The 12603-nt window shown below is 71.7% G+C and carries 12 protein-coding genes; 4 read left to right on the plus strand and 8 right to left on the minus strand.

Going from position 1 to position 12603, the window contains the following annotated elements; genetic code table 11:
• The 5 genes from ACT3UL_RS13690 to ACT3UL_RS13710 all read right to left on the minus strand — a co-directional run.
• The coding region (locus tag ACT3UL_RS13690) for a YhgE/Pip domain-containing protein (protein ID WP_444578804.1) at window positions 1-733 on the minus strand (733 nt) is incomplete at its 3' end.
• A gap of 80 nt (window positions 734-813) precedes the next feature.
• The gene (gene gluQRS / locus ACT3UL_RS13695) at window positions 814-1749 is read right to left on the minus strand and encodes a tRNA glutamyl-Q(34) synthetase GluQRS (protein WP_444578805.1); all 936 of its coding nucleotides are present in this window, start codon (window positions 1747-1749) and stop codon (window positions 814-816) included.
• 31 nt (window positions 1750-1780) lie between these two features.
• Window positions 1781-1990, minus strand: a complete 210-nt coding sequence (locus ACT3UL_RS13700; protein ID WP_443335534.1) for a hypothetical protein — start codon at window positions 1988-1990, stop codon at window positions 1781-1783.
• A 145-nt stretch (window positions 1991-2135) separates the two neighbouring features.
• Entirely contained in the window at window positions 2136-2807 is a 672-nt protein-coding gene (locus ACT3UL_RS13705) for a GNAT family N-acetyltransferase (RefSeq protein WP_444578806.1), read from the minus strand.
• 34 nt (window positions 2808-2841) lie between these two features.
• On the minus strand, window positions 2842-3630 hold the full coding sequence (locus ACT3UL_RS13710) for a hypothetical protein (protein ID WP_443397960.1): 789 nt from the start codon (window positions 3628-3630) through the stop codon (window positions 2842-2844).
• 260 nt (window positions 3631-3890) lie between these two features.
• On the opposite strand from ACT3UL_RS13710, the gene ACT3UL_RS13715 reads away from it, so the two are divergent.
• Window positions 3891-4427 carry a peptidylprolyl isomerase gene (locus tag ACT3UL_RS13715; RefSeq protein WP_444578807.1) on the plus strand — a complete coding sequence of 179 codons (537 nt, stop codon included), beginning with the start codon at window positions 3891-3893 and terminating at the stop codon, window positions 4425-4427.
• 214 nt (window positions 4428-4641) lie between these two features.
• Here the strand turns inward: ACT3UL_RS13715 and ACT3UL_RS13720 are convergent, their stop codons facing one another.
• Both ACT3UL_RS13720 and ACT3UL_RS13725 read right to left on the minus strand, forming a co-directional pair.
• Complete coding sequence (locus tag ACT3UL_RS13720; RefSeq protein WP_444578808.1) at window positions 4642-5496, minus strand: VIT1/CCC1 transporter family protein; 855 nt, start codon at window positions 5494-5496, stop codon at window positions 4642-4644.
• 188 nt (window positions 5497-5684) lie between these two features.
• Window positions 5685-7886, minus strand: coding sequence for an MMPL family transporter (locus ACT3UL_RS13725; protein WP_444578809.1), 2202 nt, complete (start codon window positions 7884-7886; stop codon window positions 5685-5687).
• A gap of 238 nt (window positions 7887-8124) precedes the next feature.
• Here ACT3UL_RS13725 and ACT3UL_RS13730 point away from each other — a divergent pair, with 238 nt between their 5' ends.
• The gene (locus ACT3UL_RS13730) at window positions 8125-9282 is read left to right on the plus strand and encodes a DNA glycosylase AlkZ-like family protein (protein WP_444578810.1); all 1158 of its coding nucleotides are present in this window, start codon (window positions 8125-8127) and stop codon (window positions 9280-9282) included.
• Between the two features lie 159 nt (window positions 9283-9441).
• Window positions 9442-10362: a rhomboid family intramembrane serine protease gene (locus ACT3UL_RS13735; RefSeq protein ID WP_444578811.1), complete on the plus strand. Its 921-nt coding sequence runs from the start codon at window positions 9442-9444 to the stop codon at window positions 10360-10362.
• A gap of 794 nt (window positions 10363-11156) precedes the next feature.
• Here ACT3UL_RS13735 and ACT3UL_RS13740 read toward each other — a convergent pair.
• Window positions 11157-11786, minus strand: a complete 630-nt coding sequence (locus tag ACT3UL_RS13740) for a pyroglutamyl-peptidase I (protein WP_444578812.1) — start codon at window positions 11784-11786, stop codon at window positions 11157-11159.
• A 95-nt stretch (window positions 11787-11881) separates the two neighbouring features.
• On the opposite strand from ACT3UL_RS13740, the gene ACT3UL_RS13745 reads away from it, so the two are divergent.
• Window positions 11882-12538 (plus strand): GNAT family N-acetyltransferase, encoded by a 657-nt coding sequence (locus ACT3UL_RS13745; RefSeq protein WP_444578813.1) that lies wholly within the window; start codon window positions 11882-11884, stop codon window positions 12536-12538.
• Window positions 12539-12603 lie beyond the last annotated feature (65 nt).

Consider the following 12603-nt stretch of genomic DNA (forward strand, 5'->3'; position numbering starts at 1 on the left):
CGTCGGCGAGGTCGTCGGCGCCGTCGGCCGCATCGGAGATGCCGTCGTGGATGGTCGTGAAGCCCACGTAGATGTTGTCGAGGTACTGCTCGAGCACGCTCGCGCGCAGGGAGTCGGTCAGGGCGGTGCCCACCGACTTCGTGAAGTTGCCGCCCACGTAGTTGACCGAGTCGTTGGTGGTGACGGTCAGCAGCGCGGGGGCGGCCTTCTCGGCGTCGCCGCCCAGGGAGGCGACGTTCGCGGAGAAGTCCGACGGGATCTCCACGGTGGCGCCGTAGGTGCCGTCCTCCAGGCCGCGGTGGGCCTCCTCCGGGGAGACCTCGACGAAGTGGAAGACGTTCTCCTTGTCCATGTCGAGCAGGGTGTCGGTGAACTCCTGGCCCACGTCGATCGTGGTCTCCTCGCCACCCGGAGGCGTCGTGGTCGCGCCCTCGTCCTCGTTGACCACAGCGGCGGTGACCTGGTTGAGGTTGTTGCTGGGGTCGAGGAAGGACCAGGTCATGTTGCCGGAGTAGATCAGCGGCACCAGGGCCAGGCCCACCACGAACAGTGCCGCGATCGGCTTCTTCCACTCCGACGGGAGCAGGGCCGTGGCACCGCGGCCGGTGGCGGCGATGCCGCGCCCGGTGGCGGAGAAGGCACGGCCGACGGCGCGTGCGGCGGAGCCGATGGCGGACGCGACGGCACGGACCGCCGTCGAGAGGGCGGTCAGGAGAGCTCGAAGAATTCCCATCACGGGAAGTACGATACAGAGGTGTATCGAGTTTGGATATCACCCAGAAGTAAGTGTGGTGGGGGAGACGTGGGGAGCGCTCAGGAGGGCAGCTCCACCACCCACGGCTCGTGCACGAGGGCTGACGGGTCCCAGCGTTCCAGGAAGTCCGCGGCGGTGCGACAGCCGGGCAGGCCCAGGGAATCACCGATCCGGCCGACGACATCCGCCGTGCTCTCGCCGCGCTCGAGGCGGTCGCGCAGGGTCACGGCCCCGTCGCGCTTGGCCAGGCGCGCCCCGTCGGTGTTCACCGCGAGCGGCACATGGGCGTACGTGGGTTCCTCCAGCCCCAGCAGCTGCGCCAGGTACGCCTGGCGGGGCGCCGAGCTGAGCAGGTCGTCGGCCCGCGTCACCTGGTCCACCCCGGCCGCCGCGTCGTCGACCACGACCGCCAGGTTGTAGGCGACCACGCCGTCGCCGCGGCGCAGCACCAGATCATCGACGGATCCGGTGACCGTTCCGGCCCAGAGGTCCTGGACCGTCCAGTCGCGCGTCCCGGCACGCAGGCGCAGCGCCGGTTCCCGCCGCAGCTCCCGCATCCGCGCCCGGCCGGCCTCGCGGGCGGCGGGCGAGAGCTCACGGCAGGTGCCCGGATAGGCCCCGGGCGGGGCGTGCGGAGCGCTCGGGGCGTCCTGGATCTCCCGCCGCGTGCAGTAGCACTCGAAGACCAGGTCGCGCTCGACCAGGTGGGTGATCGCGGCGTCGTGCGCGGATCCGCGCTCGGACTGCCGCACCACCTCGCCGTCCCAGTCCAGGCCGAGGGCGGCGAGATCCTCGAGCTGTCGCGCCGCGGAGCCCTCCTGCACCCGGTCGAGGTCCTCGATGCGCAGATGGAAGGCCCGGCCGGTGCGTCGGGCGAGGGTCCACGCCAGGATCGCGGTGCGCAGGTTCCCCAGATGCAGATCGCCGCTGGGGGAGGGGGCGTAGCGCCCGGCCCCCGGTGTCGAGGAGGGGGTCGTTGCGGCCGGGGCATCCATGGCGCCCGAGTCTAGGGGTGCCGCGCCGTGTTCAGGGTGTGGCCGTGCCGTCCTCGGGGTCGCTCGGAAGCTCGATCCGTATCCGGCCCGTCTCGAGGAACGAGGCGTCGGGGCGGTCCTCCACGAGGCTCGTGTCCTCCTGCTCCGAGGCGATCTCGATCCTGGAGACCCTCTCGTTCGCGCCCGGGAAGTATTCCGGCAGCGAGGGCACGCCGCCGGGTCGAAGGGGATTCCTGCGCATCGTGACCACTCTTCCGTCGTCCGTCGTCCGCTGCTGGCCGCCGGGCGCCGCAGCCTGCCGGTCGCTGCAACCTTCTGGTCGCTGCTGGCCGTCGGGCGCTGCCGCCTGCGGGTGATCGCGACGCCGGCCTCTGCGAGCCTGTGGCTCAGAGGGTACGCGGCGGGGTCCGACCGGGAGGGCGGATCAGCAGGATGTCCCCCTCCCGGCCGCCGGGTGCAGCCCGACCCGGCGGGGCCGGGGCGAAACCGAGCCGTGCGGCGAGGGAGCGCGAGGGGCGGTTCGCCTCGGCGGTCACGGCGATCACCTCGTGGTCGGCGCCACCGAGACGGGGATCGGTGAGCACGGCGGCCATCGCCTCGGTGGCGATGCCGTGCCCGGTCGCCGCAGGGGTCAGCCGCCAGTAGGCGCTGAGGGACTGCTCGCCCTCGTGCTCGAGGTGCGTCAGGCCGACGACGCCCAGCAGGCCGGAGGGAATCGCCGCACCGCCCGTCTGCTGTATTGGTGCTGGTGCTGGTGCTGGTGCTGGTGCTGGTGCTGGTGCTGGTGCCTGTGCTCGCACCCGCACCGTGAGGTAGCCGGTGCCGTGCTGCTGCCACGCCTGGATCCACCGGTCCAGCACCCAGCGCATCTGCTCACGGTCGGTGAGCGGCTCGGTGAGATCCTCGGCGAAGGCGCGGGGATCGGCGTGCAGCGCGAGCAGCTCCTCGAGATCGTCCTCGCCCACGGGGGTCAGCCGCAGGCGCCGTGTCGTGAGGATCCCGCGCATGACGACGGCGCGACGACCGCCGTCGAAGGACGGGGTCGCCGCGCCGGGCACGGAATGCTCCGCGGTCAGGGTGCTGAGCCGGGACTCAGACGTCGCTGCGGTGGTTGCCGCGCTTCTCGTCGTCCGAGGCGCCGTTGCTCTGGTCGAGGTCGGAGTCGACCTTGACCTCCTTGGGGGTCGTGTCCGAGGAACGGTCGTCGCCCTTGAGCGCCTGCGCCACGTCGCCGGCGTCGGCCGAACCGACGGTGTCCGAGACGGTCGAGGAGTCGTCCTCGCTCGAGGCGGAGGCCGGGTAGTGCGCGCGGGCGAAGTCCGCGGGCGGAGCCCACGGGTCCTCGACCGGACGCGTCTTCTGCCAGGCGATGTAGCCCGCAGCGGCACCGGCGGCGGCCAGCCCGAGGACGAGCAGCACCTTGCCGGCGCGGTTCTTCTTCACAGCCGGGGTCGGGGCGAGCGCGGCCGATTTGATGTCGCCCTGGCCCTTCTCGAGCTCGCTGCGGGCCGCGTCGACGGCGGCCTTCAGCACGGAGCCGGTGGTCTCGGCGGTCTTGCGGGCGCGCGGGATGTAGTCGTCCTGCACGTCCTGCTTGAACTTGTCGGCACGCGGGCCGAGGTTCGAGGACAGCTCGGAGATCTTCTCGCCCTGCTGGCGGAAGCGCTCCTCGACGCCCGGGCCGTACTGGTCCACGAGGCCGGTGGCGCGCGAACGCGCCTCGCGGGCACCCTCGGACACGACCGGGCCGACGGTCGCGGCGAGCTTCTGGAGCTCCTCCACGGCCTTCTCGGCCCTCTGTGCGGTCGAGCCTGCGGCAGCCGCGGTCTTCTCGGCCTGCTTCTTGGCCTTCTTGGACTCACGCTTGGTGGTCAGCGCCATGAGGTTCCCCTTTCGGTCGAATCCGCCGGGTCGGGCCGACGGTGGTCCCTGGGCCGGGGCATCCCGGAGGATGACACGACCCGTGTGGCACAACTCTAACGCGAGCGAGTATGTGCGGTCCTCGGACAAAGGTCAGGTTTGCTCCCTGCCGAGCGGTCGGGCCTGGGCACAGCGGGTGTCCGCTGAGGGCGTACGGCTCCACGGAGCGCTCCGGGGCGGGCTCCCGGTGCCCGATGCGAGGTCTGTGGGAAGATGACCGCATGTTCGCAACTCTTCATACCAATCACGGGGACATCCGTCTCGAGCTGTACCCCGATCACGCCCCCAAGACCGTCGACAACTTCGTGGGCCTCGCCGAGGGCACTCGCGAGTTCACCGACGCCGAGTCCGGCGAGAAGGTGACGCGTCCCTTCTACGACGGCGTCGTCTTCCACCGCATCATCTCCGGCTTCATGCTGCAGGGCGGCGACCCGCTGGGCACCGGCACCGGCGGCCCCGGCTACACCTTCGACGACGAGATCTCGGAGAAGAACTTCAACGAGCCGTACGTGCTGGCCATGGCCAACGCCGGCAAGCGTCGCAACGCGATCACCGGTCAGCCCTCCGGCACCAACGGCTCGCAGTTCTTCATCACCGTGGGCCCGACCCCGCACCTGCAGGGCAAGCACACCGTCTTCGGTGCCGTGGCCGATGAGGACTCCAAGAAGGTCGTCGACGCGATCGACGGCGTCAAGACCGACATGCGCGATCGTCCCCTCGAGGACGTCGTCATCAACTCGGTGACCATCGAGAAGTGATCCCGTTCGGGATGCCCCGTTGAGCGCAGTCTCGGCGAGGGGCCCTTGATGGCGAGAAGGCCCGACCCCTGCTGGGGTCGGGCCTTCTTCGTGTGTGGTCCTCGTGGCTCTCGTGGCTCTCGTGGCTCTCGTGGCTCTCGTGGCTCTCGTGGCTCAGGGCGCGCGCCCATGGGCCTGCACGACGGTGGGCCCCCGGGGACCAGCGGGCCGACGGTCAGCCGATGGCCACGCCCAGCGCCGCGCCGATCCCGTAGGTGACCAGCAGGGCGAGCAGGCCTCCGGCGATTGTCCGGACGGTCGCCCTGCGGGCCTGCGCCTGACCGAGACGGGCGCTGACCATGCCCAGCACGCCGAGGGCGATCACGACGGCGGCCATGGTGACCGGCAGTCGCCAGATGGCGGGGGAGATGAGGATCGCCAGCAGCGGGATCACGCCGCCGATCGCGAAGGAGACCAGCGAGGTGATCGCGGCGCCCCAGGGGGAGACCACAGCGTCCCCCTCCACGCCGTGGCGGAACCGGGTGTGGGCGTCCAGGGCGTCGTGGCGCTCGAGGGAGTCGGCGACCGACTCCACGACGTCGTCCGGGATGCCGGTCTCGGTCAGAGCCTCGACCAGGTGGCCATGCTCGCGGCGGGGCTGTGCGGCGAGATCGGCGCGGGTGCGGGCGATGAGGGCCCGATCCGTGTCGCGCTGGGTGGAGACGGAGACGTACTCGCCCATCGCCATGGACAGGGCACCGGCGACCAGGGCGGCGAGGCCGGAGATCAGCAGCCAGCGGATGTCCGTGGTGGCACCCGCGACGCCGACCGCGAGGCCGGCCACGGAGACGATGCCGTCGTTCGCCCCGAGCACCCCGGCGCGCAGCCGGTTCACGCGCTCCGAGCGGGAGGCGCGCTCCCGCTCCAGGTCCGACGGGGCGCGGGAGGCGGAAGTGGGCGTGCTGGGGGCTGCCGGCGCAGGTCCCCTGCGAGTGCCGGGGGCACTGGAGGTGCCGGCGGCGGTCGGCGCTGCGGGGCGGGGGCGGGCCGACGGCGGTGCCGTGGGAGGGAGCGAGTCGACGAGAGCCATACCGGCACTCTAGTTGTTTGGACTCAGTACAAACAAGCAAGGTGAGGCTACGCTGACCTGCATGAACGTAAGGTGAGGCTTTCCGAATCAGGCAACTCTATCGGGCCGTAAATCCCCGGGCGGGGCCCGCGGGTCTCCCCGCGGACCCCGTCGATCCGGTGGCTCCGCTGCGCGAGCGGTGGCGCTGCTCAAGCGGTGGGCTTGGAGGGCCACCACATGCGGTCGCCGATCAGGGCGAACAGGGCCGGCACCAGCACGGTGCGCACCAGCAGGGTGTCCAGCAGCACGCCGAGGCCCACGATCAGGCCCAGCTGCCCCAGCACCACCAGCGGCAGCACGCCGAGGGCGGCGAACACGGCGGCGAGCACCACGCCCGCGCTGGTGATGACCACGCCGGTGGAGCCGACGGCCCGCACCATGCCGTTCTTCGTGCCGTGCTCGACGGCCTCGTGCCGGGCGCGGTGGACCAGGAAGATCGTGTAGTCCACGCCGAGGGCGACGAGGAACAGGAAGGCCAGCAGCGGCACCGTCACGTCGAGCGCAGGGATGTCCAGCAGAAGACGTCCGGCCCACAGGCCCAGGCCGATCGCCGCGACAGCGCTGGCCACGTTCACCGTGAGCAGCACCAGCGGCGCCACCACGGCCCGCAGCAGGACCATCAGCACCAGCAGCACCACGCCCAGGATCATCGGGGCCACCACCAGCAGGTCGCGGGTGGAATCGGCGCGCACGTCCATGGCGCTCGCGGTGGTGCCGCCCACCAGGGCGTCGGCCCCGGAGAGGTCGTGCAGGGTGTCGCGCAGTCCCTGGGCCTCGTCGATCGCGGCGGGGGACTCCGGCTGAGCGGTGCCGACGGCGGAGAGCACGGCCCAGCCGTCCGGCGTGGTGCCCGTGACCGAGGCGCGGTCGATGCCGGGCACGGTCTCGGCGGCCGCCACGGCGGCGTCCGCGGAGTCCTCGTGGACCACGATCTGGTGCGGGGCGCTCTCGCCGGCGCCGTAGTGCTCGGCCATCGCGGCGAAACCGGTGGAGGACTCGTTCGCGGAGGCGAACTGCTCATCCTGCGACAGGCCCACCCGGGTGCCGATCAGGCCCGTGGCCAGCACACCCAGGAGCAGCACGGAGATGATGGCGGCGAAGGCCGGTCGCTTGGTGACGGTGCGCGCGACGACCGCGAACGGGCCGTGCTCGGCATCGTCACGACGGGGGGCGGCGTCCGCGGAGGTCTCGGGCTTGGGCACGAAGGGCCAGAACACCTTGCGGCCTACGACGGCGAGCAGCGCGGTCAGCGGGAACAGCACGGCGACGAGGGCGACGAGCAGCCCGGCCGCGGCGGCGATGCCGAGTCCGCGGGTGGCGGGCATGACGGCGGCCAGCAGGGTCATCAGCGCGAGCACCACGGTCACGTTCGAGGCGATAATCGCCGGGGCCGTGCGGATCCAGGCGGTGCGCAGCGCCGCGCGGTGGTCGTCCGTGGCGTGCAGCTCCTCGCGATAACGGGAGATCAGCAGCAGGGCGTAGTTCGTCCCGGCGCCGAAGACGAGCACGCTGATCACGCCCGCGTCGAAGGCCAGGGCGAACTGCTCGCCGAGCATCGACGTCAGCGCGCCGGCGGCGCCGTCGGCCAGGGCCACGATCGACAGCGGGATCAGCCACAGGATCGGGGAGCGGTAGGTGAGCAGCAGCAGCACGGCCACCACGGAGATGGTGACGGCGAGGAGCGTGAAGTTCGCGCCGGAGAACGCGCCACGGATGTCGGAGCCCACGGCCGGCCCGCCGGTGACGGACACGGTGAGCTGCTCGGGGGCGGAGTCCTGGGCCGCCGAGCGCAGATCGGTGATCATCGCATCGATCGTGTCGTTGTCCGCCTCGGAGTCGACCGTGGTCATGACCAGATCCGCCTCGCCGTCCTCAGCGGGCATGGGGCCGATCGCGTCGCGGCCGGAGACCTCGGCGAGGTCCGCCTTCAGCGACTCGATCGCGGCGGTGTCGTCAGCCGTCAGAGCGCCGCCGTCATCGCGGGTGACCACGGCGAACACCGGCTGGTAGCGGTTGCCCTCCATGGTGTCGGCGATCGCGGCGGCGCGCGAGGATTCCGAGGAGTCCGGCAGCGCGTCCATCCCGGCGGCGGGGCCGGCGCCGCGCAGGCCACCGGCCATGGCCACGAGGAGCGCGACGAACACGGCGAGCATCACCCAGGCGGAGCGGCGACCGGTGAGGGCCCCGGCGATCCGCTCGGCGAGACGGCCGAGGGGGCCGCGGGGACCGGTGGGGCCCTCGCCGACGGGCGTGGAGCCCGAGTCGGGACCGAGACGGCCCGCGGCCGACGGATCGGACGGGACGGGATCACCGGCCCGGTGGCGGTGGGTGAGCGGTGTGGATGCAGGCACTGTGGGTCCTTCGTAAGAAAGCCGCTGGTGGCGGGAAATTTGCGGTCCCCGGATCGGGTGCTTCCCACGCTATGGACGGGCCGACGGAAGGGGATCAACCGTTCGATGTATTCGCCGGACGGGCGTGGGGCTGGCGGCGGTGCTGCCAGCGGTGCTGCCGACGACAACAGCCGGGTGCGCTGTCGGGCGGGGGCCGGGCATGAGATCGGACGTGGGTGGTGGCCGCTACTCTCGCTCCATGACGCAGCGACACCTCGCCGGTGCCCGGATCCTCGCGCAGGGCCTCGCGGGCCCGCAGCGCTTCACGAGCCCGGTGCAGGCCGCACGGGAATTCGGGGCCCATCAGGGGCAGGACCTGTCCGGGGTGATGGCCTCTCTCGCCCTGCGCACCGGGGGAGATGTGGGCGCTGTCCTCGCGGCCTTCGACCGGGGCGAGATCGTGCGCGGCTACCCGATGCGCGGCACGGTGTTCGCGGTCGCCGCCGATACCCTCGCCTGGCTCACCGAGCTGTGTGCGAGCGGCCCGCTGCGGGCCGCGATCTCCCGGCGCAGCCAGCTCGAGCTCGAGGACCGCCATGTGGGCCGCGCGCAGGAGGTGCTCGAGGAGGTCGCCGCGGAGCACTCGACGCCCGGCGTGGGCCGCGGGGTGCTGCGCAAGGAGCTCGTCGCCGCCTGGGAGGCGGCCGGGATCCGCACCGATCAGGGTCGCGGCTACCACCTGCTCAGCGAGCTCATCTCCTTCGGTGTCGCCGCCTACGGGCCCTGGCGCGACGGGGAGACGGCCGTCGTGCTCGCGAGGACCTGGCTGCCCGCGGGCACGGATCTCGACGGCGCCTTCGGGGGCGACGAGGTCGCGGCCACCGCCGAGCTGGCCCGCCGGTATTTCACGACCCGTGGACCGGCGGGGGAGCGCGACCTCGCCTGGTGGTCCAAACTGCCGCTGCGCACGATCCGCGCAGCGATCCCGCTGGTCACCGAGCACCTCGAGAGCGGCTGCGCCGACAACAAGGACGGCCGCCTCCACGCCACGGCGGCCGAGGCCCGCGGGGGCGATGGTGAGCAGCTGTGGTGGCGTCCCGGCCTCGCCGAGGAGTACGCGGCCCGGGAGAAGGAGACGATGGCAGAGATGCTGCTGCCCGGCTTCGACGAACTGGAGCTCGGCTACCCTGACCGGCTCTATCTCCTGGACCAGGAGCGGCACCACGCGCTCGTCCCCGGGAACAACGGGGTCTTCAAGCGTGCGGCGATCCGTCGCGGCGAGGTGGTCGGCACCTGGACGCGGAAGGGACCCGCATGGAAGCGGTCTCTGGATCTCACCGAGCTGCGTCCGCTCAGCGCCCCGCAGCGGAAGAGGTTCGCGACGCTCTTCACGGCCTTCCCGTACACGGCGCCCTGACCCGTCGGCCCCGGGACTGGGCGGCCCGCCCGTCGGCCCGCCCGCCCGTCGGCCCCGCCGCCGCGCGCCCGTCGGCCCGCCCGCCCGTCGGCCCCGCCGCCGCCCGCCCCGAACCGCGAGGCACCGCAACGGCCCAGGTGCTCGTGATGGAATGACCCCATGGAACGCCCCAGCTACGGCTACAGCGCCGAGGACAATCCGGACCCAGCGCAGCAGACGGCCCCCGTCTGCCCTCGCCACCCCGACCGGGTGAGCTACGTGCGCTGCAAGCGCTGCGAGCGTCCGGCCTGCCCGGACTGCCAGCGATCCGCCTCGGTGGGCATGCTGTGCGTGGACTGCGAGCGCGAGCTCAGCAAGCAGCAGGCCGCCTCACGCCCCCGCAACGCCATGGGCGGCGGCATGGGCCGCAGCAAGCCCTATGTCACCTACACCGTGATGGCGCTGTGCATCCTGGCCTACCTCGGCCAGACCTTCGTGCCCGAGATCGTGTACCAGTTCGGGGTGTTCGCGCCCTTCCGCATCCTCATCATGCCGTGGACCTTCCTCACGGCGGGCTTCCTGCACGGTGGGGTGATGCACCTGCTGCTGAACATGTACGCGCTGTACATCGTGGGGCAGTACCTCGAGCCGACCATGGGCCACGCCCGATTCGCAGCGGTGTACTTCGCCTCGCTCATCGGCGGGCACACGGCCGTCTACCTCCTGACCGATCCGATGAGCAACGCCTGGTACGGCGGCACCCTCGGGGCCAGCGGCGGCGTGTTCGGCCTCTTCGCGGCCATGTTCATCGTGAACCGCCGCCTGGGCGGACAGACCGCGCAGATCGTGGTGCTCATCGCGCTGAACCTCGTCATCACCTTCACCTTCCCGAACATCTCGTGGCAGGGCCACCTCGGCGGCCTCGTGGTGGGCGGCGCGCTCACGGCGGCCATGTTCGCCCTGCGCCCGAAGGCGAGCCCCGGCGAGGACAGGCAGGCCCTGGCCAAGCGGTCGGCACTGCTCCACGCCGCCTGCGTGGCCGGCGTCGTGCTGCTGTGCGTGGCGGCGATCATCGTGAAGACTCTGATGCTCCCCCTCTGAGCAGGACCTCGCCCCGGCAGGAACCTGTCCGGGCACACCCCACCGTGCACGGGCCGGTGCAGCCGACGACGCTGCGCCGGCCCGTTCCGTGTCGTTCCGTTCCCGTGCGACGTGCTTGTGCGTTGGCGGGCGCTGTGTCTCGGCGCCCCGGCACCCCGGCACCCCGGCACTCCGGCGGCCCTGCGCCCCCGCATTCTTGTGGCCTGCGAACCGGGGCGAATGACAACGGTGTGACTATCCCCAGTTGTGGACAACATTGGGGACGGACTGCGATCGAGTGGGGGATGTGGGCCGCGGGGTGTGGAAAACCGGGGATGGAGTGTGGACAGACAGTGGGGAAAGCAATCCGGCGACGGTTGACTTCCAGGCCTCATCCCCGCGATCCACAGCGCGTTGACCTCCCTCTGGACTTGATCGGGGCACTCCGGGCCCCACATATCGCGGACTGTGCGAAAAATCGCCGATCTCGCGATGACCTGCAGTGATGGTCGCCTCATTGAGCGGAGGTCAGGAGCGGGAACGGCGCGGATGGGGCCGCCGGACGGGTTATCCTCAACGCCTGGCGCGACACGCCGCATGCGACGCCCGTACCTGCGGAACTACAACTCTGTCATTCGTCCACCACTGTGGAGAGTCTTGTGGATAACCTCTGGATTCAGGCGTGGCAGGGTGTGGACGGAGTGTGGTCATCCACCATGAAGGCGGCTGTCCACAGCCCCGGAGCCCCACGGAGGGCCGCTCTGTTCACCGTCGCCGACATGTGGTAGCGCCGTCGGCACGGGGTGTCGCGTGGATCAGTGCTCGGTGCCGCCGGTCCGTGCGATGTCGACGTCGGTCTCCCGGATCGTCCCGACCATCGACACCAGGGCTGCGGCCGCCGCCTGAGGGGCCACGACGTCTGCCGACGGGACGTGCACGAATCCGCCTCGCACACCCGCCAGCTCAGAGTCGGTCGCGAGCAGGTGCTGGAGGCGGTAGAAGACGTCGTTGCACACGTAGGTCCCGGCGGTCTGCGACACCGAGCCCGGGATCCCCGCCTCGCCCAGGGCGGCGACCATCGCCTTGATTGGCAGGCTCGTGAAGTGGCCGACGGGGCTGCCCGGCACCACCGGCTCGTCGACGGGGGAGGCGCCCGCGTTGTCGGGGATGCGGGCATCGCGCACGTTGATCGCCACCCGCTCGGGGGTGACCCCGCTGCGGCCTGCCGCGAGCCCCACGGCGATCACCAGGGCCGGACGATGCGTGCGCACGGCCTGCTCGAGCAGGTCCCCGGCTCTCCCGAACGCCACGGGCAGCTCGAGGGCCTCGACCCGCAGGCCGCTCTCGCGCAGCACGGGCAGGGCTCGCGAGACCGCCTGCCAGGACTCGTTCTCCACAGCCCCGGCGAAGGGCTCGAAACCGCTCAGCAGCACATCGATCGTCATGCGCACAGCCTACGGAGCGGGCAGGACGAGCGGGGCGGAGGGAGGCGGTCGATATTCGGGTGGGCGACGACGGGACCTGGCGCTACCCTGGGGCGATGTCGCTCACGCCCGACCTCGCTGCCCTGTTCCCGCCCTTCGGGCTGCTCCTGCGCGCGGGAGACCTCACCCTGCGCATGATGCGCGACGACGACCTGCCCGAATACGCCGCGCTGCTGCGTCGGCCGATCTTCGCGAACCCCGACTCCCCGGAGGTTTTCCCCTGGTACCGGACCGATCCCGACACCAGGGTGCGCCAGGCGCTGAGCTTCAACTGGCGCCTGCGCGCGGGAGTCTCCCCGGAGGAATGGCAGCTGCCGCTGGGCATCTGGGCGGGCGGCCGGATGATCGGCTGCCAGGACGTCAGCGCGAAGCGGTTCGCGGAGCGACGCACCGTCACCACCGGTTCCTGGCTGACCCTCGATGCGCACGGCAAGGGCTACGGGAAGCTCATGCGGCAGGCGATGCTGGTCTTCGCCTTCGACCACCTCGGCGCGCAGCGGGCGGAGTCCTCGGCCGTGCTCGGCAACGCGCCCTCGTTCGCGGTCTCGCACGGCTGCGGGTACGTCGACAACGGCACCGCGATGGGCCCGCAGCCCGGGCCGGGGATCGTCGAGCAGCGCTTCCTGCTCACCCCGGACCGCTTCGTGCGGCCCGCGGTGCCGGTCGGGGTCGAGGGAGTCACTGACCAGTTGAGGGAGCTGCTCGGCGCCTAAACCGGGCAGCTGCCCAGGGGTCGGGAGGGTCGGGCGACCGGAGGTCCCGGTCACGATGGGATCCG

Origin of the sequence: Brachybacterium sp. 107 (assembly GCF_052379725.1) — a bacterium.
Classification (GTDB): domain Bacteria; phylum Actinomycetota; class Actinomycetes; order Actinomycetales; family Dermabacteraceae; genus Brachybacterium.